General features: G+C 72.5%; 28 protein-coding genes and 1 pseudogene. 19 read left to right on the top strand and 10 right to left on the bottom strand.

Going from position 1 to position 26,724, the window contains the following annotated elements:
* Positions 1 to 3: 3 nt before the first annotated feature.
* The 3 genes and pseudogenes from ACWDAK_RS27035 to ACWDAK_RS27025 form a co-directional block, all read left to right on the top strand.
* Positions 4 to 918 (top strand): annotated as a pseudogene (locus ACWDAK_RS27035) (AMP-binding protein); the annotation flags it as partial.
* A 191-nt stretch (positions 919 to 1,109) separates the two neighbouring features.
* A complete protein-coding gene (locus ACWDAK_RS27030) occupies positions 1,110 to 1,721 on the top strand; it encodes a TetR/AcrR family transcriptional regulator (RefSeq protein ID WP_427394999.1) in 612 nt (203 codons plus the stop codon).
* Positions 1,722 to 1,905: 184 nt separating this feature from the next.
* Positions 1,906 to 4,383: a SpoIIE family protein phosphatase gene (locus ACWDAK_RS27025; protein WP_427394998.1), complete on the top strand. Its 2,478-nt coding sequence runs from the start codon at positions 1,906 to 1,908 to the stop codon at positions 4,381 to 4,383.
* A gap of 154 nt (positions 4,384 to 4,537) precedes the next feature.
* On the opposite strand, the gene ACWDAK_RS27020 is transcribed toward ACWDAK_RS27025, so the two are convergent.
* The 7 genes from ACWDAK_RS27020 to ACWDAK_RS26990 all read right to left on the bottom strand — a co-directional run bounded on the left by ACWDAK_RS27020 (position 4,538) and on the right by ACWDAK_RS26990 (position 10,437).
* On the bottom strand, positions 4,538 to 6,151 hold the full coding sequence (locus ACWDAK_RS27020) for an MFS transporter (RefSeq protein ID WP_427394997.1): 1,614 nt from the start codon (positions 6,149 to 6,151) through the stop codon (positions 4,538 to 4,540).
* On the bottom strand, positions 6,148 to 6,702 hold the full coding sequence (locus ACWDAK_RS27015) for a TetR/AcrR family transcriptional regulator (protein WP_344640824.1): 555 nt from the start codon (positions 6,700 to 6,702) through the stop codon (positions 6,148 to 6,150). The genes ACWDAK_RS27020 and ACWDAK_RS27015 overlap by 4 nt, the downstream gene beginning before the upstream one ends.
* 172 nt (positions 6,703 to 6,874) lie before the next feature.
* A complete protein-coding gene (locus tag ACWDAK_RS27010; RefSeq protein WP_344640823.1) occupies positions 6,875 to 7,276 on the bottom strand; it encodes a cell division protein SepF in 402 nt (133 codons plus the stop codon).
* Positions 7,277 to 7,533: 257 nt separating this feature from the next.
* A complete protein-coding gene (locus tag ACWDAK_RS27005) occupies positions 7,534 to 8,058 on the bottom strand; it encodes a DinB family protein (protein ID WP_344640822.1) in 525 nt (174 codons plus the stop codon).
* A 126-nt stretch (positions 8,059 to 8,184) separates the two neighbouring features.
* Positions 8,185 to 8,640, bottom strand: a complete 456-nt coding sequence (locus ACWDAK_RS27000) for a nuclear transport factor 2 family protein (protein WP_344640821.1) — start codon at positions 8,638 to 8,640, stop codon at positions 8,185 to 8,187.
* Positions 8,621 to 9,415, bottom strand: a complete 795-nt coding sequence (locus tag ACWDAK_RS26995; RefSeq protein ID WP_344640820.1) for a TVP38/TMEM64 family protein — start codon at positions 9,413 to 9,415, stop codon at positions 8,621 to 8,623. The genes ACWDAK_RS27000 and ACWDAK_RS26995 overlap by 20 nt, the downstream gene beginning before the upstream one ends.
* Positions 9,416 to 9,483: 68 nt before the next feature.
* Positions 9,484 to 10,437, bottom strand: coding sequence for a deoxyribonuclease IV (locus tag ACWDAK_RS26990; protein WP_344640819.1), 954 nt, complete (start codon positions 10,435 to 10,437; stop codon positions 9,484 to 9,486).
* 83 nt (positions 10,438 to 10,520) lie between these two features.
* Between ACWDAK_RS26990 and ACWDAK_RS26985 the strand changes: the two genes are divergently transcribed.
* Positions 10,521 to 11,201, top strand: a complete 681-nt coding sequence (locus tag ACWDAK_RS26985; protein WP_344640818.1) for a class I SAM-dependent methyltransferase — start codon at positions 10,521 to 10,523, stop codon at positions 11,199 to 11,201.
* Between the two features lie 305 nt (positions 11,202 to 11,506).
* Positions 11,507 to 12,919: a glycosyltransferase gene (locus tag ACWDAK_RS26980; RefSeq protein WP_427394996.1), complete on the top strand. Its 1,413-nt coding sequence runs from the start codon at positions 11,507 to 11,509 to the stop codon at positions 12,917 to 12,919.
* A gap of 13 nt (positions 12,920 to 12,932) precedes the next feature.
* On the opposite strand, the gene ACWDAK_RS26975 is transcribed toward ACWDAK_RS26980, so the two are convergent.
* On the bottom strand, positions 12,933 to 13,847 hold the full coding sequence (locus ACWDAK_RS26975; RefSeq protein WP_427394995.1) for a TauD/TfdA dioxygenase family protein: 915 nt from the start codon (positions 13,845 to 13,847) through the stop codon (positions 12,933 to 12,935).
* Between the two features lie 190 nt (positions 13,848 to 14,037).
* Between ACWDAK_RS26975 and ACWDAK_RS26970 the strand changes: the two genes are divergently transcribed.
* The 8 genes from ACWDAK_RS26970 (at position 14,038) to ACWDAK_RS26935 (ending at position 18,901) form a co-directional block, all read left to right on the top strand.
* Positions 14,038 to 14,832: a class I SAM-dependent methyltransferase gene (locus tag ACWDAK_RS26970; RefSeq protein ID WP_344640815.1), complete on the top strand. Its 795-nt coding sequence runs from the start codon at positions 14,038 to 14,040 to the stop codon at positions 14,830 to 14,832.
* Positions 14,833 to 14,913: 81 nt separating this feature from the next.
* Positions 14,914 to 15,225 (top strand): hypothetical protein, encoded by a 312-nt coding sequence (locus ACWDAK_RS26965; RefSeq protein ID WP_427394994.1) that lies wholly within the window; start codon positions 14,914 to 14,916, stop codon positions 15,223 to 15,225.
* The gene (locus ACWDAK_RS26960) at positions 15,182 to 15,526 is read left to right on the top strand and encodes a phosphoheptose isomerase family protein (RefSeq protein ID WP_427394993.1); all 345 of its coding nucleotides are present in this window, start codon (positions 15,182 to 15,184) and stop codon (positions 15,524 to 15,526) included. Before ACWDAK_RS26965 ends, ACWDAK_RS26960 begins: the two co-directional genes overlap by 44 nt.
* On the top strand, positions 15,415 to 15,717 hold the full coding sequence (locus ACWDAK_RS26955) for an SIS domain-containing protein (RefSeq protein WP_344640833.1): 303 nt from the start codon (positions 15,415 to 15,417) through the stop codon (positions 15,715 to 15,717). The genes ACWDAK_RS26960 and ACWDAK_RS26955 overlap by 112 nt, the downstream gene beginning before the upstream one ends.
* Positions 15,718 to 15,926: 209 nt before the next feature.
* Positions 15,927 to 17,099, top strand: a complete 1,173-nt coding sequence (locus ACWDAK_RS26950) for an alpha/beta hydrolase (protein WP_427394992.1) — start codon at positions 15,927 to 15,929, stop codon at positions 17,097 to 17,099.
* A gap of 352 nt (positions 17,100 to 17,451) precedes the next feature.
* The gene (locus tag ACWDAK_RS26945) at positions 17,452 to 17,868 is read left to right on the top strand and encodes a TOBE domain-containing protein (protein WP_344640812.1); all 417 of its coding nucleotides are present in this window, start codon (positions 17,452 to 17,454) and stop codon (positions 17,866 to 17,868) included.
* A 66-nt stretch (positions 17,869 to 17,934) separates the two neighbouring features.
* Entirely contained in the window at positions 17,935 to 18,645 is a 711-nt protein-coding gene (locus ACWDAK_RS26940; RefSeq protein WP_344640811.1) for a glycerophosphodiester phosphodiesterase, read from the top strand.
* A gap of 13 nt (positions 18,646 to 18,658) precedes the next feature.
* Positions 18,659 to 18,901: a hypothetical protein gene (locus ACWDAK_RS26935; RefSeq protein ID WP_344640810.1), complete on the top strand. Its 243-nt coding sequence runs from the start codon at positions 18,659 to 18,661 to the stop codon at positions 18,899 to 18,901.
* A gap of 126 nt (positions 18,902 to 19,027) precedes the next feature.
* Here the strand turns inward: ACWDAK_RS26935 and ACWDAK_RS26930 are convergent, their stop codons facing one another.
* Entirely contained in the window at positions 19,028 to 19,486 is a 459-nt protein-coding gene (locus ACWDAK_RS26930; RefSeq protein ID WP_427394991.1) for a nuclear transport factor 2 family protein, read from the bottom strand.
* 340 nt (positions 19,487 to 19,826) lie between these two features.
* On the opposite strand from ACWDAK_RS26930, the gene ACWDAK_RS26925 reads away from it, so the two are divergent.
* From ACWDAK_RS26925 to ACWDAK_RS26900, 6 genes are all read left to right on the top strand, one after another.
* A complete protein-coding gene (locus tag ACWDAK_RS26925) occupies positions 19,827 to 20,858 on the top strand; it encodes an AI-2E family transporter (RefSeq protein ID WP_427394990.1) in 1,032 nt (343 codons plus the stop codon).
* Positions 20,859 to 20,929: 71 nt separating this feature from the next.
* Positions 20,930 to 21,910 carry an alpha/beta hydrolase gene (locus tag ACWDAK_RS26920; RefSeq protein WP_344640807.1) on the top strand — a complete coding sequence of 327 codons (981 nt, stop codon included), beginning with the start codon at positions 20,930 to 20,932 and terminating at the stop codon, positions 21,908 to 21,910.
* Complete coding sequence (locus tag ACWDAK_RS26915) at positions 21,903 to 22,748, top strand: spermidine synthase (RefSeq protein WP_427394989.1); 846 nt, start codon at positions 21,903 to 21,905, stop codon at positions 22,746 to 22,748. The genes ACWDAK_RS26920 and ACWDAK_RS26915 overlap by 8 nt, the downstream gene beginning before the upstream one ends.
* Before the next feature lie 72 nt (positions 22,749 to 22,820).
* Positions 22,821 to 23,714 (top strand): class I SAM-dependent methyltransferase, encoded by an 894-nt coding sequence (locus tag ACWDAK_RS26910; RefSeq protein WP_344640805.1) that lies wholly within the window; start codon positions 22,821 to 22,823, stop codon positions 23,712 to 23,714.
* A gap of 235 nt (positions 23,715 to 23,949) precedes the next feature.
* Positions 23,950 to 24,627 carry a DedA family protein gene (locus ACWDAK_RS26905; RefSeq protein WP_427394988.1) on the top strand — a complete coding sequence of 226 codons (678 nt, stop codon included), beginning with the start codon at positions 23,950 to 23,952 and terminating at the stop codon, positions 24,625 to 24,627.
* A 42-nt stretch (positions 24,628 to 24,669) separates the two neighbouring features.
* Complete coding sequence (locus tag ACWDAK_RS26900; RefSeq protein ID WP_427394987.1) at positions 24,670 to 25,593, top strand: Gfo/Idh/MocA family protein; 924 nt, start codon at positions 24,670 to 24,672, stop codon at positions 25,591 to 25,593.
* A gap of 230 nt (positions 25,594 to 25,823) precedes the next feature.
* On the opposite strand, the gene ACWDAK_RS26895 is transcribed toward ACWDAK_RS26900, so the two are convergent.
* A complete protein-coding gene (locus ACWDAK_RS26895) occupies positions 25,824 to 26,459 on the bottom strand; it encodes a cyclase (protein WP_427394986.1) in 636 nt (211 codons plus the stop codon).
* Between the last annotated feature and the right edge of the window lie 265 nt (positions 26,460 to 26,724).

The raw sequence follows: 26,724 nt of genomic DNA, 5'->3' as shown, positions 1-26,724 counted from the left end.
GCGTACTTCCACATCTACGGCTTCACTGCCCTGCTCAACCAGCCGCTGCGCAGCGGCTCCACCGTCGTGGTGCTGCCCCGCTTCGATCTCGAACAGTTCCTGCGCACCATCCAGGAGCAGCGGATCGAGGGTGTGTTCGCCGCACCGCCGATGATCCTGGCGCTCGCCAAGCACCCGCTGGTCGAGCAGTACGACCTCTCCTCGGTCCGCTACGTCCTCAGCGCAGCCGCCCCGCTGGACGCCGACCTCGCCGAGGCCTGCGCCCGCCGGCTCGGCCTGCCGCGCATCCACCAGGGCTACGGGATGACCGAACTCTCGCCGGTCGCCGCCGTGATGACGCCGGACGACCCGAATCCGCCGTGCGGCACGGTCGGCAAGCTGGTGCCCTCCACCGAACTGCGGGTGAGGGCCCTGGACGGCTCCGGCAAGGACCTCGGCGTCGGTGAGCGGGGCGAGCTGCTGTTCCGCGGGCCGCAGGTGATGCGCGGGTACTTCGCCCGGCCGTCCGAGACCGACGCGATGATCGACGAGGACGGCTGGCTGCACACCGGCGACGTCGGCTGTCTGGACGAGCGCGGCTACCTCTTCGTGGTGGACCGGGTGAAGGAACTGATCAAGTACAAGGGGTACCAGGTGGCCCCCGCCGAGCTGGAGGCGCTGCTGCTGGCGCACCCGCAGATCGTCGACGCCGCGGTGGTCGGCGTCAGGGGCGAGGACGGGGAGGAGCGGCCCAAGGCGTACGTGGTGCGGACGCCGGGCAGCGCGCTCACGGGTGAGGAGGTCATCGAGTACGTGGCCGGGCAGGTGGCCCCGTACAAGAAGGTCAGGGCGGTGGAGTTCCTGGACGCGGTACCCAAGTCGGTGTCGGGGAAGATCCTCCGCCGCGAGCTGCGCGACCGTGCGCGGCAGACCCGGTAGCGCACCCCGCACCGCCGGGTGGTGCGGGGAGCGCGCGACGGGATGGGCACCCGGACGCCTCCCGAGCAGCCGCACGGCACCCCCGCAGGGGCCGGCCGTGCGGTACCCCGCGCCCCCGGGGCGCCTGGCTGATCGCCCGACCGGGGTGAAAGGATCAGCCGCAACCGACGGACCGTCACCCGAAAGCAGCCATGAGCCTCCACTCCGCCGCCTCCCGCGCCCCGCAGCAGACCCGCAGTCGTGCCACCCGCCGCAGGTTGCTGGAGGCGGCTGTGGAGTGCCTGGCCGAGCTCGGCTGGAACGGGTCCACCGTCGCGGTGGTGGCCGAGCGGGCCGGGGTGACCAGGGGAGCGGCCCAGCACCACTTCCCGACCAGGGAGGACCTGTTCACCGCGGCCGTCGAACACGTCACCGCCGAGCGGCTGGCCGCGGTGCGGGCCCACGCCGACGAGCTGCCGCCCGCCGGGCCGGCCAGGACGGAGGCGGTGGTGGAGATGATCGTCCGCCTCTACACCGGCCCGCTGTTCCGGGCCGCCCTCCACCTCTGGGTGGCGGCGGCCACCGAGGAGCCGCTGCGCGAGCGGATCATCGCGCTGGAGAACCACGTCGGACGGGAGTCCCACCGCGCCGCGGTCGAGTTCCTCGGGGCCGACGAGTCCACCCCGGGCGTCCGGGAGACCGTCCAGGCCACCCTGGACATGGCCCGCGGTCTGGGCCTCGCCAACCTGCTCACCGACGACGGCCCCCGCCGTACCGGGGTCATCCGCCAGTGGGCCCGCACCCTCGACGCGGTGCTGCCGTAGGCCGCACAGCCGGAGCACGACGCACGCTCTGCCGGGCCGGAGCAGGCGGGTTCGGCTGACCCCGGGCAGGCGCCCGTCCGGCCCTGCGGTTGAGTCGCCGGGCGGCCCGGCGCCGTGCAGTCTGGTGTGAGCCGGATTGCCCCGGCCCCGACCGGGAAGGTACCTGTCAGGTGGGCTCCTGATCATGCACGGATTCGAGTGGACCGCTCCCGACGGTGCCGGCCGGAACACGGAGGCGGCACCGGCAGGCGACGACACGGCACGTCTGCGGGGCCACCGGCTGGTACCACTCGCCACCGCCCTGGTGGAGGCCGACGGCCGGATCCTGCACTGGAGCGAGGACGCCGAACGCATCACCGGCTACACCGCCGCCGAGGCCGTCGGCGCGTACGCCGCCAAACTGCTGGTGCCCGAGGTCGACCGGCCCGCGATCCTCACCATGTTCGAGCGGCTCATGGCCGGGAAGGGCTGGTCGGGGGTCGTGCCGGTGCGCCACCGCGACGGCCACCGGGTCGAGCTGGAGTTCCACACCTACCCGATCTCCGGACCGGGCGGATCACGGATGCTGCTCGCCACCGCCTCCGACCTGGCCGTACTGCGCCGGGTCGAGGCGGACCTCGCCATGCTGGACGGCTGCTTCACCCAGTCCCCGATCGGAATGGCGGTCTACGACACCGAGCTGCGCTTCGTCCGGCTCAACGGTGCGCTGGCCCGGATCAACGGCCTGCCGGTCGAGGAACACGTCGGCCGCCGGATCAGCACCGTGCTGCCCGGACTGAACGGCCCCGAGATCGAAGCCGTGATGCGGCAGGTCATCGCCACCGGTCGGCCGGTGGTGGACGCCCGTTCGCACGGCCGCACCCCCCGTGACCCGCGCCACGACCGGGCCTGGTCCGCCTCCTACTTCCGGCTGGAGGACTCCACCGGCAAGGTGCTGGGCGTCAGTTCCTCGCTGATCGACGTCACCGAGCGGTTCCAGGCCGAGGCCCGCGCCGCCCGGGCGCAGGAGCGCCTCACCCTGCTGGCCGAGGCCACCGCCAGGATCGGCACCACCCTGGACCTCCAGCGCACCGCCGAGGAGCTGATCGAGGCGGTGGTGCCGCGCTTCGCCGACTTCGCCACCGTGGACCTGCTGGAACCGGTACTGCGCGGTGAGGAGCCCGCCCAGCTGGCCCCCGACCGGGGCATCAGGCTGCGCGCGGTGGCGGTCGGCGAGGCGTACGAGTCGGGACTGGTCAGAGCCTCGGACGCCGTGGGCGAGACCTCCGTGTACGACGCCAAGCGGCCCTACACCGAGTGCCTGCGCAGTGGGCGGCCGCTGCTGCGGACGTATGTCGACGAGCAGACGCTCGCCGCGCTGGTCTCCGCGCCGGACCGGGTCGCACCGGGGCTCGAGGCGGGCATCCACTCCTACCTGATGGTGCCGATCATGGCCCGGGGCATGGTGCTCGGCGGCTCGGAGTTCGTCCGCACCCGCAATCCCGAGCCGTTCGCCGCCGCCGATATGGCGCTCGCCGAGGAACTGGTCGCCCGGGCGGCCATCGCCCTGGACAACGCCCGGCTCTACCGGCGCGAGCGGGAGACCGCGCTCACCCTGCAGCGCAGCCTGCTGCCACAGGAGATCCACCGCACCCTCGGCCTGGAGATCGCCTACCGGTACCTGCCGAGCAGCCTGGTCAGCGAGGTCGGCGGGGACTGGTTCGACGTGGTCCCGCTCTCCTGCGGGCGGGTGGCGCTGGTGGTCGGCGACGTGATGGGCCACGGCATCCGGGCCGCCGCGACCATGGGCCAACTGCGGACGGTCGCCCGTACCCTGGCCACCCTGGACATGCCGCCCGAGCAGGTGCTGACCCGGCTGGACGAGACCGCCGTGGGCATCGGCGAGGGCCAGTTCGCGACCTGCATCTGCGCGGTGTACGACCCGGTCGAGCGCATCTGCACGGTCGCCTCGGCCGGCCACCTCCCGCCTGTGCGGGTCTCTCCGGACGGGGTCGCCCGGAGGGTGCCGCTGCCGCCCGGGGTGCCGCTCGGGGTCGGTGGAGTGGCCTTCGAGAGCACCGAGTTCACCCTGCCCGAGGGCAGCCTGGTCGCGCTCTACACCGACGGCCTGGTGGAACGCCGGGGCCGGGACATCGACGACGGCATCGGCCTGCTCTCCAAGACCCTGGCCGGGAGCGGACGCACGCTGGAGGCGAGCTGCGACGCGGTGCTCGGCGCGCTGGTCACCGAGGGAACCGACGACGACATCGCCATGATCATGGCGCGGGCACTGCCCGTCCCCGCCGACCGGATCGCCACCCTGCCACTGGACGGCGACGGACCGATTCCGGCCCGGGCCCGCCGCTTCACCCGGGCCACACTGGGTGCGTGGGGGCTTTCCGCGCTGACCGACTACGCGGAACTGATGGTGAGCGAACTGGTCACCAACGCACTGCTGCACGCCGAGGCCCCGCGGAGGCTGCGGCTGTTCCGTGACCGCGTCCTGACCGTCGAGGTCTTCGACTCCGGGGGGCCGCCGCCGCGGGTCCGGACCTCAGCGGAGGAGGACGAGGGCGGGCGGGGCATGCACCTGGTCAGCGAGCTCTGCCACCGCTGGGGCACCCGTCCGACCAGGAGCGGCAAGGTGGTCTGGGCCGAACTCGAACTCCCCATCAGATACTGAGACTTCGCGCGGGTGTGCGTGAGGCGCTTCACGGGGGCAATCCACCAGCGGGGAACGCGAGTTCACCACCGGCAGGGGCGCGCGCACCTCTCGAATCCCGTTACGGCCGTTGGCAGTTACTCGCGCGGTTCCCCGCGCCGCCGAGCAGCGGAGGCTACGCCGCGAGCCCGGAGCGCGCGGCCGGGGCCGCCGCCGGCTCGCCGGGTTCGCCGGTGGGCTCGTCGCCGGTGGGTTCGCCGGCGGGTGAGGCGGCCGTGCCGGGACGGTCGCGGAGCAGGCGCCAGGCGGTGGCAGCCGATACCAGGAGCAGTCCGGCCGCGAGCAGGGCCGCGGTGTTCATCCCGTGCACGAACGCGTGCTCGGCTTGGGCCAGCAGCGGCTGCCCGAGTCCATCCGGGAGGCTCGCGGCGGCCTCGACGGCCCCGCTGATCGACTGCCCGGCGCGTTCGGCAGCCGCGGCCGGGGTCCCGGCCGGGAAGTGGAGCGAGCCGGCGTAGATCGCGGTGACCACCGAGCCGACCAGCGCGATGCCGAGCGCCGTGCCGAGTTCGTACGCCGTCTCGGAGACGGCCGAGGCGGCACCGGCCCGGTCGGCGGGAGCGGCTGAGAGCACCAGGTCTGCGGCAAGCGTGTAGACCACGCCCTCGGCGGTGCCGACGGCCAGGAAGGAGATGCCGAGCAGCAGGTAGGCGCTGTCCTCGTGCACCCAGCCGAGCAGACCGAGGCCCGCCCCCATCACCAGCAGACCGCCGGCCAGGGTGGCGCGGGCGCCGGTGCGGCGGGCCACCCAGGCGGTCAGCAGCCCGCCGGCCACCGCGCCCGCGAAGGCGGGCATCTCGGCGAGGCCGGCGGTGAGCGGCGAGTAGCCGCGCACCAGCTGGAGGTACTGCGACATGAAGAAGAGCACACCGGAGAGGCCGATCAGCGACGCCAGCGAACCGGCCACGGCCGCCGTGAAGCGGGGGTTGCCGAACAGCCGGACGTCCAGCAGCGGGGAGGCCAGGCGCAGCTGGCGCCGGACGAAGGCCGCCAGAGCGAGGCCGCCCGCAGCCAGGGCGGCCGGAACGTACCAGTGGCCGAGCCCGTTGGCGGCCAGCTCCTTGATCGCGTACACCACGCCGATCACACCGGCCATCGAGAGCAGCACGCTGAGCAGGTCCCAGCTCCCGGGCTCCGGGTCCCTGGACTCGGGCAGCAGCCAGGCGCCGAGGACCAGCAGCAGGAGCAGCACGGGCAGGTTGAGCAGGAAGACCGAGCCCCACCAGAAGTGCTCCAGCAGCACGCCGCCGACCAGCGGGCCGAGCGCGGCGCCCGCCGTGGCACCGGCGCCCCAGACGCCGATGGCGGTGGCCCGCTCACGGGCGTCCGGGAACAGGGTGCGGATCAGCGACAGGGTGGACGGCATGATGGTGGCGCCGGCCACGCCGAGCAGTGCCCGGGCCAGGATCAGCCAGCCGGGACCGGGCGAGTAGGCGGCCAGCAGCGAGGCGGTGCCGAAGGCGGAGGAGCCGAGCAGCAGCAGCTTCTTGCGGCCTATCCGGTCGCTGAGCGCGCCCATGCTGACCAGCAGGCCGGCGAGGACGAAGGAGTAGCTGTCGCCGATCCAGAGCAGCTGGGTGCTGCTGGGGTCGAGGGTCTCGCTGATGGACGGTATCGCGAGGGACAGCACGGTGGCGTCGACGGCGACCAGGGTGACCGACAGGACCAGGACGGCGAGGCCGGCCCAGCGCCGCCGGGTTCCGGTCGACTCGGTGGTGGGGGTGGTCATGACTGGTCAGGTCTCCTGAGAGCGCCGCCGAGGAAGAGCTCGACGAGTGAGTGGGCACCGTCACGGGGGGCGAGCCGGCCGTCCTGGACGGCCCAGCCGACGCCGGCGACGAGGTCGAAGAACGCCTCGCTGAGCCAGCCGGCCGAGAGCTCGATCCGGAAGGCCCCCTCCTTCTGGCCGCGCAGGAACAGGGCGCGGACCCGGGCGTCCTGGATCTCCCAGAGCTCGTTGATCTCGGGGTCGTCGTACAGCTGGTTCTCGCCCGCGAGGAAGGCGCACAGCGCGGCGTCGGGGACGACGGCGTCCACCAGGCGGCGCAGCGCGGACTGCGTGTCACCGGACTCGATCGCGGCGCTGTCGAGGGCCGCCGCGAACTTGCGCAGGCCCAGCGCGCCGACCTCGCGGATCAGGGCTTCGCGGCCCGGGAAGATCCGGTGCAGTGTGGCCCGGCTGATGCCGGCGGCTCGCGCGATCTCGTCGAGATGGGCGGTCGGCCGGCGGGAGAGCACGCTGACGGCAGCCTCGAGGACGGAATCGCGATCAGTAGCCATGCTTCGAGTGTAGATCAGATGAGACGTTGATGTCTCATTCTTTGCTTGAATCTCTCATTCGAGACTTCACTGCAAGGCTGCGGATAGCAAAAAAGACCGGGGACGACTGCTGTCGTCCCCGGTCGAGGCCCATCGGCGGGCTGGGGTTCGGAGCGCTCGGCCCCCCTCTGGTTCAGCTCTGGTTGAAGAACCCGCTCTCGTCGAGCGGCCGGTCGATCACCATCACCTCGACGTCGGCCGGGGTGAGCAGGAAGACCCGGCGGGCGATCCGCTCGATACCCCCCCTGGTGCCGAACACCAGGCCGGAAGCGAAGTCGACCATGCGCTTGGCCTCGGCCTCGCTCATCTCGGTCAGGTCCATGACCACCGGGATGCCCTCGCGGATGTGCTCGCCGACCGTGCGGGCGGACTCGAACCCGGTGGGCTTCAGCGAGACGATCTTCGCCGGCGCCGGAACGGCCGAGTCCACCGGCGCCACCGCCTGGGTCGCCCATGGATCGTCGTACACCGCCGCGGCGTAGTTGCCGGAAGGCATCAGCCACCCGTTGTGGTGCTCGTCGCGAAGTGCTCCCATGCCGCGCCTCCTTGCCTCGTCTCGTACCGTTCCCCGCGTGTTCGTGTCCTTTTGACACGTCATCCACTCGCCGGAACTGTCCGAGTATCGCACTGATCACCACTTCGGTGCCCGCTCGCGACCGCCGGTTGGTGCAGTGCGAGCAGCCGGTTCGATATCTGCTGCGACGGCACAGTTCGGCGAACGGTTGCGCGCGAAGACCTTATCGGTGTGTGTCAGTGACGAGTTGACTGCCTGTCAACGATCCTGTAACAGCTTCACTCGCCGGTTGTTCCGTCGATCAATTCGCGGATCAGATCGGCGTGTCCGTTGTGCCGGGCGTACTCCTCGATCATGTGGACCAGGATCCAGCGGAGCGTGACCTCCTCGCCGTGGCGGAGGCGCTTGCCGGTCGTCTCCAGCGGGAGGCCGGCGGCGGCCGTGCGGGCCAGCTCGATCTGGGCGCGCCAGGTGGCGAACGCCTCGTCGGGGTCGGCGGTGCCCACCTGGTTGAAGTCGCCGTCCTCGTCCTCCGCGCAGTACAGGCTCTTCGCGTCGCTGGCGGAGAGGATGTTCTGGAACCAGTAGCGCTCCACCTCGGCCAGGTGCCGGACCAGGCCGAGCAGGGAGAGCGACGAGGGCGCGGCGGAGCGGACGCGGAGCTGCTCGGCCGTCAGCCCCTCGCACTTCAGGGCGAGCGTGGCCCGGTGGTAGTCCAGCCAGGCGGCGAGCATGGTCGCCTCGTCGGCGGCCATCGGCGGATCGAGACGGACACGGGCGGCGGAAGCGGCTTCGATGCTCATGCCGGACATTGTGGCGACCGGCACTGACACACCGACAGCGAATTTGCCGAGGCAATGCCTTCCGCCTCCGCTGCCGGCACAGCGGTGTCCGGACGCCCGGCCGGTCCCACGGGAGGTACGGGCGGCTCAGAGCCGGTGGGTCGGCCCGCCGAACGGCAGGAAGGTGGTCCGGGTGGCGAGCAGCCAACGGCCGTCGACCCTGCGGAAGGTGTCCTCGTAGTGCCCCACGTTGGCGGGCAGCATCGGCGGCAGCATCCCGCCGGTGTAGCCGTCGACCCGGTACGTGGCGAAGTACGAGGTCGCCTCGGCGGTGTCGGGGGAGGTGACGGTGACCAGGACGTTGCTGCACATCCGGCGGGACAGCCGGTCGGCCGGCCGGGAGCCGAAGTACTCGTGCAGCGCCTCCCGCCCCTGCACCCGGCGCTCCCCGTGCGGCCACTCCCACACCCCGTCGTCGGTGAACAGCTCGGCCACCGAGCCCGGGTCGCCCAGGTCCAGCCGGCGCAGGAAGTCGACGATCAGACGCTCGCAGGCCCGTTCGGCGAGCAGCGTCTCCAGCGGGTCAGTGGATCGAGTACTCATTCCCGCTTCCTACCAGTTCCGGGCCCGGCGCCGCGAAGGCTTTTCGGGCGGCGCCCCGGCGCGAGGCGCGCCAGAGGGAGAACAGGCTCAGGACGGTCATGAGGCCGATCGCCGCGGCGGAGAGCAGGAACGCGGGGGAGGAGGGGGAGCCCGCGGTGGCGCCCGCGACGACGTAGGCGGCGGTGCCGGGCAGGACGCCGACAGCGGTGCCGGAGAGGAAGGGCAGCATCCCGACGCCGGAGAAGGCCGCGCCGTAGTTGGCCGCCTGGAAGGGGACGCCCGGGATGATCCGCAGCAGCAGCACGCTGCGGAAGCCCTGCTCGGTGAGGCGGCGGTCGAGCGCGGCCAGCACCCTGGCCCTGAGCAGGGGGCGGAGGGCGTCGCGTCCGAGCACCCGGCCCAGGACGAACGCGATCGCTGCGCCGAGGGTGGTGCCGAGTACGGCCAGCGGCAGCCCCCAGGCGACGCCCAGCAGCAGCCCGGCGGCGGTGTTCAGCGCGGGTTTGGGGACGAAGACCAGGGTGCCGAGGGCGTACACCAGGGCGAAGACGGGCAGTCGCCACAGCCCCGGCGCCCCCGTGGTCAGCAGCTGCGTCGGGTCCCAGAACAGCAGCGAGGCGGCCGCCGCCGCGAGGATCGCCAGCAGCAGCGCGAACCGCGGCCAGGGCGAGCGGATCCAGGACGCGGCGGACGAGCCCGGTCCGGTCGTCGGCCGCGCGTCGGGCGACGGTGGGGCGGCGAGGGCCGGGCCGGCCGGGGGCGAGTGGTGGGGCACCTGGTGAGCCTAGCCCGTGCCGCTGCCCGGCCGCGAAGCCCGCCCGGCCCGGCCGGAGCGGACGACGGTCAGCGGCCCGGGTGCGCCTCGGCGCGCAGGCGCTTGAGCAGGTCGAGGTCGGCGGTGTGGCGGGCGCCCTCGACCCGGTCGGGGTCGTGGCGGCCGTCCGGGGTCTCGATGATCAGCGGCACGCCCTCGGTGGCGGGGTGCGCGAACAGTTCCCGGAAGGCGTCCGAACCGATGTGCCCCGCGCCGATGTTGGCGTGCCGGTCCTTGCGGGCGCCTACCACGTCCATCGAGTCGTTGGCGTGGATCAGCCGCAGCCGGCCGGGGCCGACGGCCGAGACCAGGGCGTCCAGGGTCTCGGCGACCCCGTCCGGGGCCGCGAGATCGTGCCCGGCGGCGAAGGCGTGGCAGGTGTCCAGGCAGACGCCGACCCTCGGGTGGTGGTCGAGCGCGGCGGTGTACTCGGCCAGGTCGGCCATTCGGGAGCAGAGCGAACTGCCCTGCCCGGCGGTCGGTTCGAGCAGCAGCCAGGGCGCGTCCTCGCCGAGCGCGTCGAGCTCGTCCAGCAGCGGCCGCACGTCCTCGCGCACCTGGGACATCGCCTCGGCGTACCGGGAACCGCCGTCCGCTGCCCGGCCGACCGCGGAACCGGTGTGCACCACCACCCCGAGCGCCCCGATCCGGTGCGCGCGCAGCAGGGAGTGGCGCAGTGACTCGGTGGAACGGGCCCTGGTCGCGGTGGAGTCCGAGCCGAAGTTGATCAGGTACGGCGCATGTACGTACGCCGGGATCCCCGCCGCCGCGCAGGCCGTGCGGAACTCCTCGTCCTGCACCGGGTCGCCCGCGGGAGTGGCCCAGCCGCGCGGATTGGCGACGAAGACCTGCACCGCCTCCGCGCCGACCCTCCGCGCGTACGCGAGCCCGGTGCCCACCAGCCCGCGCCCGGCGACCGGGACATGGGCGCCGACCGGATTGCGGCGGGCGGCGGGGGAGAGCGGCTGAGCTGCGGAGTCCATGGGAGCGAGGATGTCATGCCCGCCGAGCGGCCCCGCGCCCAGGCCGGATGCGCTGGGTGATCAACTCCGGCGTACGGTGAGGTGTGGCACAGAACGAAGTACCGGCCGGGCGCGAGCTGGCCCGTGTCCAGCAGGAGCACTGGCAGCGCACCTACACCGACCACCCCGGCATGTACGGCGACCGGCCCTCGGAGGCGGCACGGTACGCCGCCGGGGCGTTCCGGGCGGCGGGGGCGCGGCGGGTACTGGAACTCGGCGCGGGGCACGGGCGCGACGCGTTGCACTTCGCGGCGAGCGGTTTCACCGTCCAGGCGACCGACTTCAGCCCGGTCGCGCTGGCGCAACTGGCCGAGCGGGCCGAGGCCGCCGGGCTGTCGGTGGGCTGCGCCGTCCAGGACGTGCGCGAGCCGCTCGCCCTACCGGACGCCTCGGTGGACGCGGTCTTCGCCCACATGCTGCTGTGCATGGCCCTCTCCACCGCCGAGATCCGGGCCCTGGTGGCCGAGGTGCGGCGGGTGCTGCGGCCCGGCGGCACCTTCGTCTACACCGTCCGGCACACCGGCGACGCCCACTTCGGGGTGGGTACCGCCCATGGTGACGAGATCTTCGAACACGGCGGATTCGCCGTGCACTTCTTCTCCCGGACGCTCGTCGACTCGCTCGCCGAGGGATGGGACCCGGTCGAGGTGCACCCCTTCGAGGAGGGCGAACTGCCGCGCCGGCTGTGGCGGGTGACCCAGCGGCGCCCGGGAGAGCCGCTCTGACGAGCGCGGTACGTCAGGGACGCCGGGACGGCGACGGCTGGTCCGGCCCGGCCGGGCGCGGGGCGTGACGCCGCTCGTCCTCGACGAGCCCGGGCGCGAGGTACGGTGTCACGCCGGTCGAACGGGACCGCTTGTCCGGTGGCCCCACCGATCGTCGCACCCGCCCGGAGCGGGCCAGCAGCGCCCGCGCAGTGCCGGCGGGGCCGATGCGGGGCCGGCAGAGGTGCCGGTGCCGGTCCGAGCGGTGAGACTGGCGGCATGGGAGGTTTTCGGAGCAGCACGGGGGAGACGGGAGGCTGCCTCCGATGCCCCTGAGCGGAACGGCCATCGTCATCCCGTACTTCAACCCCGTCGGCTACCGGTCCCATCCCCGCAAGCTGGCGCGGTGCCTGGCGGCGTTCGGCCGGGCCGGCGTCGCCGACCAGGTGTTCCTGACCGGTGCCGGTACCGAGCGACCGCCGGGGGCGAACATCGCGTTCTGGGACGACGAGTGCCCGTTCATGTGGCACAAGGAGCGCCTGATCAACCTGGCGGCGCGCAGCCTTCCGCCGCGGTTCACCCGAGTCGTCTGGGTGGACAGTGACGTGCTGGTCGCTGCCGACTGGGGGGACGCGGTCGCGGACGCGTTCGAGCGGGCCCCGGTCATCCAGTGCTTCCGGAGGGCGCACTACAGCACGAGCGAGGGCGAGTCCTCACGATCCAGGGTCAGTTCGATGCACGGCAGGTTCGACGGGATCATGGGCGTGGCCTGGGGCGCCAGCCGCAGCCTGTTCACCGACGGGCCCGGCCTGTTCGAACTCGCGCTCGTCGGAGGCGGCGACTCGATCTTCACCTGGGGACTCCTGCACAACGTCCCGACACCCAACGCCCCTTGGCGCAGCCGCCATCGGATGGTGCTCGACTCCTGGTCGCCGGCGGTGGCGGCGGCACACGACCGCTGGCTGGCGGAACTCCAACGCTGGCTGAGCGGCCTGGGCGGCGTCCGGCCGGTGGCGGTCGAGGCGGATGTCGAGATCCTGGAACACGGGCCGCTGCACGCCCGCGAGTACGACCTCAGACACGGACTGCTGGCCGAACTGGTACCTGAGCGGCATCTACGAGCCGACGGCGAACGGGTGTTCAGCTGGACTCCGGCCGGTCTTGCCGCCATCGAGCCCGGCATACGGGACTACTTCCACCGCCGACGCGAGGACGATCCGTCGGAGAAGGCCGTCGTGGCCATCGGGGGGCCCGGCGGGGACGACGGCCTCGGCGTACTGGTCGACGCCTGGGCGAAGGTCTCCCCGTTCCGGCCCGACTGGCGGTTGAAGATCTATGCGGCAGGCCCGCCGGAGGCGGCGCTGGGGGCGGCGCTGGGGGCCCGCTGGATCGGGCTCGGGCTGGCCGGCACCATCGACTGGATGGGGCAGAGCGCCGACGCCACCAGCGCTCTGCGGAACTGCGCCGTCTTCGCCCGGACTTCCTGCGGCGCGGAGTTCCCGCTGGAGCTGCTGCAGGCGATGTCGTGCTCCGTTCCCTGCGTGGCCGTGGCGTGCGGCGCGGAGTTGCGCGAACTCATCCACGACGGTGAGGACGGCCTGCTGGCCAGGCCGGGAGACGGCAGCGGCCTCGCCCGCCAGCTCGGCCGCCTCATGGACGACGGGCAACTGCGGAGAGCCATGGGTGATCGTGCGCGCAGGAGTGCGCAGCGCTACGTCCGGCGAGGCTCCGCCACCTGAACGCGCGGTGGGCTCACGAGGCGGGGGAAGCGGCCCGGCCTCCGTTGTACGCACTGTCGTCGCCGGTCAGTGCCTCGCTGCGGCGGCCGTCCACCGAGACGGGGACGTCGCCGACGAGGGTCACTCGTTGCATGTGGCGCGGTTGGTCGCCGTAGTCCAGGGCGGCGTAGTGCTGGGTGGCGCGGTTGTCCCAGAAGGCGACGTCTCCGGGTGCCCAGCGCCAGCGCACGGTGTTCTCCGGCGTGGTGATGTGCGACTGCAGGAGCCGGCGCAGGGCCTCGAAGTCGGGGGCGCTCATGCCCGGGCTGAACCTGGCGTTGTGGCTGAGCAGTAGCGCCCGCTCACCGGTCTCCGGGTGCACGCGCACCACCGGGTGGAGGGTCTCGAAGACGGCGCCTTGCGCCTTCCGTTGGAGCTCGCCCAGCCTGCTGTCCTCCTGGGCCCGCATCGACGTGGCGTAGTCGAAGGTGTTGGTGTGCACCGCCCACAGGACGTCCACCATGGCGCGGATCCCGGCCGGAAGACAGGTGTAGGCGTGAGCCGTGTTGGCCCACAGGGTGTCACCTCCCCACGGCGGCACGGTGACGGCACGCAGGACGGCGGCGAGCGGTGGCCGGTGCAGGTGGGTCAGATCGGTGTGCCAGAAGTCGGCCGCCACCGAGACCTTGGACGTGTCGATGTCGAGAACCCGGGTGTAGCCCTCGGCGGCGGGCATCACCGGGTGCGCGGTGGTAAGGCTGCCGAATCGTCGGGCGAAGGCCTGCTGCGATTCCGGGGTGAGCCGTTGCCCGCGGAAGAAGACCACCTTGTGAGCGAGCACGGCATCGCGGATCTCGGCGACGGTACCGCCGTCCAAATCGGCGGCGAGGTCAAGGCCGGCGATTTCGGCGCCGATGTTCCCGGCCACCTTGCGCACTTCGAGAATCACGGCATCACGTCCTCTCGGCGGCCGAGTCTAGCCAGGGCGGCCGGACCGCCACCGGCGCCACACCGGACGCACGGCACCCGCCGTTTCCCCGGCGTTCGGCGCGGCTCCGGCACGGCCGCAGCCGGTTGCCTACGCTGGGCATTCGCACCGCGGTAGGCCGCCCATTCTTGTCGCACACGTGGAGAACCGCATGACGGGAACACCTGACAGGGGCGGTCCGGCTCCTTACATCTCCGCCCGGACGGGCCAGTTCCGTTACTTCGACCAGCAGTTGGGCCGCCCCGACTGGCCGGCCAAACGAGTACTCGATTTCGGCGGGAACGTGGGAAATCTGCTGCTCGATCAGGCGTGTACGATCCGGCACGGCGAATACTGGTGCCTGGACGTCATTCCGCAGGCTGTCGAGGAAGGTCGCCGCCGCTATCCGGACGCCACCTTCCTGCACTACGACCGCTACAACTTCGAGTACAACCCGAGCGGTACCAAGCAGCTGCCCGTACCCGATCTCGGACGGTTCGACGTCATCGTCGCCCAGTCCGTCTTCAACCACACCAGCAAGGCCGAGATGCGTGAACTCGTCGGTCAGCTGCGGTCCTTCCTCACCGATGACGGAGTCCTCGCCTTCACCTTCATCGACCCCTACTTCAAGCCGCCGCCGGGCTGGGCGCGTGCGGAGGAGTGGCCGGACCTCGACAACCTCCGGTGGCGGCTGGCCTCCGCCCGCTGGTTCCAGGAGCCCGGCATGGACGTGGACGCCCTCGCGGCCAAGGCCACCAGCGCCCCGCTCACCTGGGCGACTCTCGTCAACAACGAGGACTTCTTCCTCGACTCCGGCGACGACTGGTGCCGGGAGGGCGAGGAGCGTACGCACTACATGGTCTTCTGCACCGAGGGGCACATGCGCTCGATCTACCCCGACGCGACCGTGCTCCCGCCCGTCCCGCCGGACCGCTTCAGCTGCGCCGTGCTCCGGCGACGGGCCTGACCGCGGCCGACCGGAACGACCTTGCCAGGGTGAGCCGGTACCGGCGATCCGCCGCAACTCCCGGTACGACTGGCGAGTCAGGTGCCGCCGGACGGGCGGGAACGGAGCCTTCGGGCTCGAAAGCCTGTGGAGGACTCGGTAAGACCGGCGGAAACGTCGGCACAGGTCGTCGTCCGACTGAGCGTCAGCGATGTGGCCGAGCTCGCGAACACCGCGCCGTCCTCGGTGGTCCGGGCCTGCCAGCGGCTGGGGTTCCGCGGCTACCAGGAGATCAAGATCGAGGCTGCGCGAGAGGCGCCCCGGCCGCCCGCGCCGGGGGACGGCAGTGCGCTCGCCGTCGCGCTGAGCGGTGCAGGAGGCGCTGCGGGGAGTCGGGGCCACCGTCGGGGGTGAGCAGATCCAGCACGCCGCCGAGGTGCTCGCCTCGGCAGGACGGGTGCTGGTGCTCGGTGAGGGCCTCTCCGGCGCGGTGGCGCTGGATGCCGCGCACCGGCTGCGGGCCCTCGGCATGGCCGTCGACGTACCGCCGGACCCGTCCACCGCCCAGCTCGCCGCCGGCTGCCTGCCCCCGGCGCGGCCTGTCTGGCCGTCAGCCACAGCGGCGCCACCCGTACGGTCGTCGACGCCGCCCGCCGGGCCCGCGCGGCGGGCGGCGAGGTCGTCGCCCTCACCAGCTACGCCCGTTCACCGTTGACCGAGACCAGCGGCCTCAGCCTGGTCGCGGGCGGCCAGGAGCTGGTGCTCGGCCTTGAGGCCGTGGCCAGCCGCCTCGCGCACCTGGTGGTGGTGGACGCCCTGGTGCTGGCGCTGCTGGAGCTGCGCGGGCCCGCCGCGCGGTCGGCCCTCGCGCTGGCGGCCGAGGTGGTCGCCCAGCACGCGTACTGAGCGGCGGGTGGGGAGCAGGGGGCGATGAACCTTTGCCAGCAGGTGATCTGACAGTGCGGCAGGCGGCCCCGAGGTCCCGTCGATCGGCGGGGTGAGAGCTGTGAGGGCTCCACCTGTGGTCAGAGCTGCTCGGGTCCGTCCTCTGGCAGTCTGGGGAAGGAAGCACGGCGCCTCGAACCGCCGTGCCAGGGTATGGGGGCGGACGCCGCATGGGATTGACCTCGCACAAGGTGCTGGCGCTGTCCGCGCTGGTCTCGCTGCTCATGGTGGCCGGGACGGTCCGACTCTGGCCGAGGCTCGCCAGGGGCGGTTGGGCGGCCGTACTCGGCCGGATCGCGACCATCCTCGGCACCCAGCTCGCCGTGGTGTGCACCCTGGCCCTGATTGCCAACAACTACGGTTCCTTCTACAGCAGTTGGTCGGATCTGCTGGGCACCAACCAGGACGGCTCGGTCACGATCCGGGACAAGTTCACCGGTGACGGCAAGCAGAGCGGCGTCCAGACGCTCGGCAAGGAGCACGTGCACGGCGGCAACACCGTCACCCGGGAGCCCTCCGTGGTCGGCCGGCTGGAGCGGGTCAGGATCCCCGGCGCCGGCACCGGCCTGAGCACCGAGGGCTACGTCTACCTGCCGCCGCAGTACTTCCAGCCCGCCTACGCGGACGAGAAGTTCCCGGCGATGGTGGCGATCACCGGATTCCCCGGCATCGCCAAGAACCTGATCACCAACCTCAACTACCCCGGCACGGAGCTGCGGCTGATCGGTGAAGGGAGGATGAAGCCGACCGTCCTGGTCCTGATGCGCCCGTCCCCGGTGCTGCCGAGGGACACCGAGTGCGAGGACGTACCGCGCGGCCCGCAGACCGAGACCTACTTCACCCGGGACGTCCCGAGCGCCGTACGCGCCTCCTACCGGGTCTCGGAAGACCCGCGAGGCTGGGCGGTGATGGGCGACTCAACCGGCGGCTACTGCGCGCTCAAGTTCGCGATCAAGCACCCGGACGCCTTCGCCGCGGCGGTCTCGCTCTCCGGCTACTACAAGGCGGACAACGACGTCGACACCGGCGACCTCTTCGGCGGCGAGCAGGGGCGCCGGGAGGCGGCGGACCTGGTCTGGTGGCTCGCACACCACCCGCAGCCGCGCATCTCGGTCCTGGTCGGCGGCACCAGGAAGGGCGACGGCGACTACTACCAGGCCACCAAGGCGTTCATCGACGCGGTGCAGCGGCCGATGAACGTCTCCTGGATCATGCTCGACAACGGCGGGCACAACTTCAACACCTGGAACCGGATGCTGCCCGCCTCGATGGCCTGGCTCAGCGACCACCTGGCCGGCCCCGCCGCGGCCGCTCCGGCGCAGGCCGAGCCCGCGGCACTCTGAGTAGCCGCGCTCCGGGGCGGCCCGGGTCCACGGATCCCGCTCATCCGCTCGTCCGCTCGGCCGAGCCGTGGTGCGAGCCGCGCGGCGGGAGCTGTTCGGCGGGCCGTGAACCGGCGCCCGGGGCGACCGCAACCGGCCACACGGCCACCCGGGTGGCCGGCGATCGTGCCCGATTCCTGCGGTTCAGGGCGACGCGTCTCCGACGCCTGGGCAGCCGGCGACCGTGCCCGAATCCCGCCGTTCAGGAGTGGAAACGGCTCCGATCGACCCTTGGTCGAACCAGCACCGCCGGGTACGGCAGGATGGCCCCGGAGGAGAACAGCCCCACCGGACCACACCGCCAGGAGCGCTCATGGGCCAGCCCGACCGGCCGATCAACCCCTACCGCATCGGCGAGGCCGCGGCGCTGCTCGGCGTCAGCGCCGACACCATGCGGCGCTGGGTCGATGCGGGCCGGCTCGCCGCCCAGCGGGACGAGCACGGGCACCGGATCATCGCCGGGGCCGAACTCGCCTCCTTCGCCCGTGAACTGGCCAGGCCCGAGAACGCCGCGACCGAGGGCCGTCCGTCGTCCGCGCGCAACCGCTTCCCCGGCATCGTCACCGATGTGGTGCTCGGCGACGTGGCTGCGCAGGTGGAGATCCAGGCCGGTCCGTTCCGGGTGGTGTCGCTGATCAGCCGGGAGTCGGCCGAGGAGCTGAACCTGGTGCCCGGCGCACCCGCCACCGCCGTCATCAAGTCCACCAACGTGGTCGTGGAACGCCGCTGACCGGCCATCAGCCGTCTCCCGCCGTATCACGCCATGTCCCGCCACATACCGCCGAGTGAGATAACCGTGCCCGCTCCGTCCTTCCGTCCGGTGCTCGCCGTCGCCCACCGGGGTGACCCGTACCGCCACCGCGAGAACACCCTCGCCTCGGTCGAGTCCGCGCTCGCCGCCGGGGCCGACGCCGTCGAGGTGGACGTCCAGCTCACCCGCGACGGCGTCCCCGTCCTGCTGCACGACCCCACCCTGGAGCGCCTCTGGGGCGACCCGCGCCGGATCGGCTCGGTCACCCTGGCGCGGCTCGGCGAACTCGGCGGCGGCGAACTGCGGGTGCCGACCCTCGCCCAGACGCTGAAGACGGTCGCCGAAACCCCGGGCGCCAAGCTCCTGATCGATCTGGACGACGCCACCCCGGTGGCCGCCACCTGGGCCGCCGTCACCGGCATCGGTGCCGAGGACCGGGTCGGCTTCTGCGGCCCGGTCGCCGCCATGCTCGCGGTCCGGGAGCACGCACCGGACGCCGACATCGCCCTCACCTGGAAGCACCCCAGGCTGCCCGGCCGCCCGCTGCTGGACGACCTGCGGCCGCGCTACGTCAACCCGCCCTTCGGCCTGGTCGACGCGGCCTACGTGGACGCCGCGCACGAGCTGGGGCTCGCCGTCAGCACCTGGACGGTGGACACCCGCCGCACCATGCTCCGGCTGGCCGCGGCCGGTGTGGACTCGCTGACCAGCAACCGGATCGCGGTGCTGCGCCGGGTACTGGACCGCAGGCGGTGAGCGGCGGCGGCCGGTGCTGAGCACCCGTGCGCTCGGGCGGGCGCTGCTGGCCCGTCAGCACCTGCTCGACCGGACCGCGATGGCCCCGGAGGCGATGATCGGGCACCTGGTGGGCCTGCAGGCGCAGGCCGCTCCCGAGCCGCCGTACTTCGGGCTCTGGTCCCTGGACCGGCCGACGCGGGCCGAACTGGCCCAGGAGGGCGAGCGGTTGCTCGCCTTCACGTGCGGCGGGGCACACCGTCCTCGCCGACGGTGACGCCTCGACGGCGGCCCGCGTCGCGAGGCTGCTGCGCCTGCCGCTCCGGACGTCCTGACCGCAGGCCCCGGCGGTGCCTCGCAGCGGGGGCCCAACCCGAGGACGGTCCGAGCAGGCCCCGGCGGCTCACCACACGGGGAGGAGCAACCCGCGCTCGTGCTCCGGCCGCGGGCCGAAGATCCGTCGTTCCGTCCCGTCGATCTGGACGTCGTTGATGCTGGCCTCCCGGCGGCGCATCAGCCCGTCCTCGGTGAACTCCCACAGCTCGTTGCCGTAACTGCGCCACCACTGGCCGGACGCGTCGTGGTGCTCGTACTGGAACCGGACCGCCATGCGGTTGCCCCGGAAGCCCCAGAGCTCCTTGCGGAGGGCGTAGTCGAGCTCCCGGGACCACTTCTCCCGCAGGAAGGCCGTGATCTCCGCCCGGCCGGTGAGGTACCGGTCCCGGTTCCGCCAGACCGAGTCCTCGGTGTAGGCGAGCGCGACCTGCTCCGGGTCGCGGGTGTTCCAGGCGTCCTCGGCGGCCTGGACCTTCTGGAGGGCGGTCTCCTCGTCGAACGGCGGGAAGGGGGGACGTGCTGCCATGGCGGGCTCCTCTCGGGAAGCGTGCAAGCAACTAATGCGTTGAGTCCATTTCTACCATTAGACAATCCGTGATGGGAGTGTCCGCCCCCGGCGCGGCGGAGGAAGCCGCGGATCGGAGTCCGGCCCGGGCGAGTGCCGGGCCGGGGTGGATCGGGGATGGAAGACCACGCGCCGCGCGGTAGATCGTCGGACATTCCGTCAGATCACGTGTTGAGATGGGCTGAATCGGGACCACTCGGGCGAAGCTGGAGTCGGGATGTCGGCGGAGACCACACCCCCAGGGGCGGCGGGCGAAGGGTCCGCGGGTGGGCGGAGACCGGATCCCACGCTGCCGCCCGCGGTGCGCAGGGCGGCGGTCTGGTCGGCCGCGGTGATCCTGTTCCTGGCGGTCGCGGGGTTCCTCGTCTTCGCCTTCGTGCAGCTGAGGGCGGCGACGGTGCCGCTGGTCCTGGCGCTGCTGGCGACCGCACTGCTCCAGCCGGTGATGCCCTGGCTGGTGGCACGCGGACTCGGGCGGGCCATGGCGGCCGGGCTGACCTGCGCGGTGCTGGTGATCGCGGTGTTCGCGGTGCTGGCCGTACTGACCAACTCACTGGTGCACAGCGCCCCGCAGATCGCCGACTCGCTGCGGCACGCCGGCGACCAGGTGGCCTCCTGGCTCGGGCCGCTCGGGGAGAAGATCCGGTACGCCCTGTCCCAGTCGGCGGGCTCGGGCAGTTCGCTGGTCTCCACGCTGGCCAACGGAGTCATCTCGGGCCTCGGGTTCGCCACCGAGGTCATCACCGGCGGAGTGCTGGCACTGGCACTGGTCTTCTTCTTCCTGCGGGACGGCCACCGCAGCGGCGACCTGGTCCACTCGGTGCTGCCGCCCGCCCGGGCCGGGACGGTGATCGACTGCGGGGAGAAGGCGTTCGCCGCGATGGCCGGCTTCATGCGCGGTACCACCCTGATCGCACTGATCGACGCCACCTTCATCACCATCGGCCTGCTGCTGCTCGGGGTGCCGGGCGCGCCGGGACTGGGTGCGCTGGTGTTCATGGGCGCGTTCATCCCGTTCATCGGGGCGTTTCTCTCCGGCACGGTGGCCGTGTTGGTGGCACTCGCGGACGGCGGCCTCAGCACCGCGCTCTGGACCCTCGGGGTGGTGCTCGCCGTCCAGATGATCGAGGGCAACGTGCTGCAGCCGGTCATCCAGAGCCGCACGGTCGAACTGCACCCCGCCACCATCATGATCGCCGTGGTGGCGGGCTCCGGCGTGGCCGGGATCCTCGGCGCACTGCTCGCCGTCCCGGTCAGCGCGGCCGGCCTCGGTGTGATCTCCGTCCTGCGCGACCGGGCCTCGGCGGCGGCTTCGGAGGGCGCCGACGGCTGACCGCCGAGGGCCTGGCGGTATCGTCGGTGGTCCTGGGACGATGGTCCTGTAACGGCAGGTCAGAGCAGAGAATGGGTGCGGCAGCAGACGTGGAGTTCCGAGAAGACATCCTGGGTGCCCCGTACGAGGCGGCCGAGCTGCCGCTGGCCTCCGACGAGGAGGGTGCCGTCAGCGCGACCCTGGTGCGCAGGCTGGTCCCCGGGGCCCAGCGGGCCGTGCTCTACCTCCACGGCTACACGGACTACTTCTTCCAGACCAACCTGGCCGAACACTTCGTCGCTGCGGGGTTCTCGTTCTACGCCCTGGACCTGCGCAAGTACGGGCGCTCGCTGAGGCCGCATCAGTCGCCGAACTTCGTCCGCGACCTGCGGGCCTACGACGAGGAGCTGGACGAGGCGGTCCGGATCATCCGGGACGTCGACGGACACACCCAGCTGCTGGTCAACGGCCACTCCACCGGCGGTCTGATCGCCGCGCTGTGGGCCTCCCGCCGGGCGCGCCGCGGGCTGGTCGACGGACTGTTCCTGAACAGCCCCTTCCTGGCGATGCCCGCCGCCCCGGCCGTGCGCAACCTCGGCGCGCCCGCCATCGAGGCGATGGGCCGGCTCGCACCCACCACCAAGCTGCCCGCTCCGCTCAACCCGCACTACGTGCACAGTCTGCACCGAGACCACAAGGGCAGCTGGGACTTCGACCTCACCCTCAAGCCCGCCGAGGGCTTCCCGCTCTTCGCCGGCTGGCTGGCCGCCATCCAGCGCGGCCACCGCCGGGTCCGCCAGGGCCTGGGCATCGACTGCCCGGTCCTGGTGATGGCCTCCACCGCCTCCATCGTCACCGCCAAGTGGGACCCGGCGCTGCACCACCGGGACGCCGTCCTGCGCGCGGACGACATCGCCGCGCTCGCGCCGCGCCTGGGACGCCACGTCACCACCGTCCGGATCGAGGGCGGCGTGCACGACCTGGTGCTCTCCGGTGAGCAGGCCCGCGCCCAGGTCTTCGCCGAACTGGACCGCTGGATCGACGCGTACTTCCCGGCGCTGCCGCGTGAGTAGGCAGAAGGGCCGTCCGGTCGAGCGGCAGGTCGCGCTCGGCACCGCGAAGCTGTGGCCCGACCTCGACCGCGAGCACGGCTGGATGCTGACCCTGGACGGCACCACCCAGTCGTACGTGGATCTGGCCGACCCCACGTACCTGGAGTTCGAGTACATCCAGCGGATCGCCCATCTGGTCGACACCGTCGCACCCGCCGGGCAGCCGCTGGAGGCGCTGCACCTGGGCGGCGGCGCCCTCACCATCCCGCGCTACCTGGCCGCCACCCGGCCGGGCTCGCACCAGCGGGTGGTGGAGGTGGACGGTCCGCTGATACGGCTGATCGCCGAACAGCTGCCCTGGCCGGACGGCATCGACGTCGACATCGCCGACGCCCGCGAGGGCCTGCAGCAGGCCCCGGCAGCCGGCGCGGACCTGGTGGTCGCGGACGTCTTCCACGGCTCGCGCACCCCGGCGCACCTCACCTCGGTCGAGTTCCTCCAGCAGGTACGGGCCGCGCTGCGCCCCGGCGGCGCCTACGCCGCCAACATCGCCGACGGGCCGCCGCTCGCCTTCGCCAGGGCGCAGGCGGCCACCGTGCGCGCGGTCTTCCCGTACGCCTGCCTGGCCGCCGAGCCGTCGGTCCTGCGCGGCCGCAGGTACGGGAACATCCTGCTGATCGGCTCCGACCGCCCGCTGCCGGTCGAGGAGCTCGGCCGCCGGCTCGCCGGCGACACCTTCCCGGCGCGGCTCTGCGAGGGCGCCGAGCTCGCCGGCCTGGTCGGCCGCACGCCGCCGGTGCGGGACGCGGAGGCCCAGGACTCGCCGCCGCCGCCCGAGGGCGCGTTCGGCCTCGGCTGAGCGGCCGCGCCACCGGTCCGGTGCCAGAATGCCGACGGCAGGCTACGTGCGGACCAGGCGGAGGAGAGTCGGATGGCGGTGGAGCAGCCCGGTGGTTCCGGGGTCTCGTCCGAAGGAGCTTCGGGGATCCCGTCCCAGGGCGAGGTGAAGGCCGAGCTGGCGGGGGTCTGCGAGACCACGCTCTGGACCCTCTACCAACGGGCCGTCGAGGCCCGCCGCCCCGACGGGCTGCTGCACGACCCCAAGGCCGTGGAACTGGTCGAGCGGATCGACTTCCCGTTCGCCGAGCGCTTCGGCGGCGGTGATCTGCTCGCTCAGCTGCAGGCGCTGCGGGTGGGCTCCTTCGACCGCGAGGTGGCCGACTTCCTGGTGCGCTGCCCGCGCGGGACGGTCGTCTGCCTCGGCGACGGGCTGGAGACCCAGTACTGGCGGGTCGACAACGGGCGGGCGCACTGGGTCTCGGTCGACCTGCCGGAGAGCATCGCCCTGCGCGAGCGGCTGCTGCCGCCAGGGCCCCGTCAGCGGCTGGTCGGGTGCTCGGTCACCGACCACCGCTGGATGGACGAGGTGGAGACCGAGCACGGGGTGCTGATCACCACGGAGGGCCTGCTGATGTACCTGCGGCCGGGGGAGGTCCGGGAGCTGATCGCCGGCTGTGCGGAGCGCTTCCCGGGGGCCACCTTCGTGCTGGACGCCGTGCCGCGGTGGTTGAGCAGGCTGGCCAGCAAGGGGAAGGTGCGCGGGCACGGATTCCAGGCGCCGCCGATGCCCTTCGGGATGGACGCCGACGAGCGGGACAAGCTGGCCACCGCGCACCCGGGTGTGGTGGAGGTGCGGGATGTGCTGCCGCTCGCCGGGCGGGGGCTGCTGGGACGGCTGATCCCGGCCGCGGCACGGCTGCCGCTGATCGGTTCCCGGCGGCCGTCGGTGGTGGCGCTGCGCTTCGCGGACCGCGCGCGGGGATGAGCGAGCGGCATCAGACCGGGCTGGAAGACACCGGGCGGGCAGGGCCGGGGCGGAGCCGGACGCCTGAGAATCGGGCACGTAGGAACCAAGCTCAGCCGACGGGCGTTACCAAACCTTGGGGGTCGGCTCTCGGGTTACCCTGCCTTGAACGGGGACTCGTCGGGGAACGCGGGCCCTTTCCTGCTCGTCATGCGCGAGGCGCGCCGTCTCGTGCTGCCCACGGAGGTAACCGGTTTTGCACATCGATCAGTGGATCGAGAGTGTCCCGCCGACGGCCGTATACGCGCTGGTCGGGCTGATCATCGGAGTGGAGAGCCTCGGCATCCCGCTGCCCGGCGAGATCGCCCTGATCACAGCCTCCATGATGGCCGTAGGCGGAACGATCAACCCCTGGGGGGTGGCGGCCTGCGCGATCCTGGGGGCGATCGTCGGTGACTCGATCGGCTACTCGATCGGCCGCAAGGGCGGCAAGCCGCTGTTCGAGAAGCTGGGCCGCAAGTTCCCCAAGCACTTCGGGCCCGACCACCTGGAGACCGCCGAGCGCTCGTTCCAGAAGTGGGGCATGTGGGCGGTCTTCTTCGGCCGGTTCATCGCGCTGCTGCGGATCTTCGCCGGGCCGCTCGCGGGCGCGCTGCGGATGCCGTACTGGAAGTTCCTGATCGCCAACGTGCTCGGCGGAGTCGCCTGGGCCGGTGGCACCACGCTGCTGGTCTACCAGGTGGGCAAGGTGGCCGAGAAGTGGCTGAAGGACTTCTCCTACATCGGCCTGGTCGTCGCCCTCGGCATCGGTGCGGCCTCGGCCTGGCTGTTCAAGCGGCGGGCGGCCAAGGCCCACGCCGCTCAGGCCGCCCACGTCGCTCAGGCCGAGACCGCGAGCGGCGGCGAGGGCCGGCTGGAGCCGGTCAAGGACTGACGGTCCGCCGGTCCGGGCGGTCGACGGTGGTGGAGGCGGGGTATGCGAGTAGGACTGCTGGGGACGGGGCCGTGGGCCGCGCGGGTGCACGCGCCCGCGCTGGCGGCGCATCCCGGGGTGGAGTTCGCCGGGGTCTGGGGCCGGCGGCCCGAGGCGGCGTCGGCGCTGGCAGCGGAGCACGGCGTGCCCGGGTACGGAGGGCCGGACGGGCTCGATCGGCTGCTCGCCGGGGTGGACGCCGTTTCGATCGCGCTGCCGCCCGCCGTACAGGCGGACCTGGCCGTGCGGGCCGCCGCAGCCGGCTGCCACCTGCTGCTGGACAAGCCGGTGGCGCTCACCGTTCCCGACGCCCGGCGGGTGGCCGAGGCGGTGGAGCGGGCCGGGCGGGCCTCGGTGGTCTTCTTCACCTTGCGCTTCGGCGGCGACCAGGCCGCCTGGCTGGCCGAGCAGACGGTGCGGACCGCGCCGGGTGAGTGGTTCACCGCCCGCTGCGAGTGGCTCGGTTCGGTGTACGCCGTCGGGAGCGACAGCCCGTACGCCGCCTCGCCCTGGCGGCACGAGAAGGGCGCCCTGTGGGACGTCGGGCCGCACGCGCTCTCCGTCCTGCTGCCGATGCTCGGGGACGTGGTACGGGTGACGGCCGCCGAGGGGCCCGGTGACACCGCGCACCTGGTGTTCCGGCACGCGGAGGGTGCCTCCAGCACCGCCACCCTGAGCCTCACCACGCCGAAGGCGGCCGCCGTGGACGGCGTCAGCCTGGAGGTGCGGGGCGCGGCCGGGTTGGCGCGGATGCCGGAGCGCGACGAGAGCCCGCTGCTCGCCTTCGGGCGGGCGCTGGACGCGCTGATCGATGCGGCGCGCGGTCGGGCGGCCCACCCGTGCGGGGTGGACTTCGGGGTGCGGGTGGTGGAGATCCTGGCGGCCGCGGAGAAGTCGCTGAGCACGGGTGCGGCCTGCGCGGTGTGACTTCGAGGTGTGATTTCGCGGGGCGCTCAAGGGGGTGCTCACGGCCGGCCGGCCGCCGCCTGACCCGCACATTGCGGTCGGGAGCCGTGGTCGTCCGGGCTCGCCGCCGTTTTGCCGGGTCCGCAGTCCGGGCCCGGCGTCCGAGTGCACCGTCCGGGCCCGGCGTCCGGGTCCACCGTCCGGTGGCGGTGGGCCCGGGAGGAGCTGTGGGTCGCCGAGCCGGTGGATGTTCAGCTGACGCTGGTCGAACTGAGGACCGCCTGCGGCGAGGGGAAGCAGGCGGTGGGTACGTCGACGGTGAAGAAGGCGATCGGGACGGTCGCCGTGAAGGTCAGCCCCGGGTTCGAGTAGTCGGTGCCGCCGAGTGCGGTCTGGACGGTGCTTCCGGAAGTGCCGGCCGTCAGGTCAAGGGTGAGGGCGGGCAGGGTGAGCGTGCTTCCGCCGGCGATCGAACTGCTCAGCTTCACAACGACGTTGCCGCCGTTGACGGTGACACTCGCGCTGCCGGGGTCGGTGCCGCCCGAGACCGACTCGTCGACCAGGGTGGTGTTCGCGGGCACCGGGACGGTGAGTTGGATGTTGCTGATCGACTGCAGGGTGTACCCGCTCACCGAGGTCGGGACCGTGAGCGGGTCGGGCGCCAGAGTGACGGAGAACTGGCTGCCGGCGGCCACCGTCTGCGGCGCGGTGGCGGTGACCGCGGCGTGCAGGGTGAAGTTCTGGGCGGAGCCGATCGGCGGCGTCGCCTGGCAGGCCAGGCTGAGCGAGGTGTCGGCGGCCGACGCGGGCGGAGCGAGCAGGCCGGCGGTGGCCAGGCCGCCGGCCAGTACTGTCAAAACACGAGTGAGGGCGGATCTCGTCTTCATGCGCACTTCTCCTGCCTCGTCCGGGATGTCTCGTCCGGGAGTCGTTTCCTTGGCCATGCCAAGGCGGTATCAGGATGGGCGCCTTCTTTGACCACAACAAGCCTGTAAGTCAGAGAATATGAGACATTTTCAGCCATTCCTGTTCGGTATTCGCTGCTGGCGTGATAAAGGTCAACGCTTGGCGCTGGCCCCTCGGGCCCGGACGCCACCGGGACATCGGGGTGGACACCGCGTCGAGCACGATGAGCCGGCCGCGGCAGGCTCC

It is taken from the genome of Kitasatospora sp. NPDC001175 (genome assembly GCF_053598215.1).
This window is presented reverse-complemented; position numbering and strand designations above follow the sequence as displayed.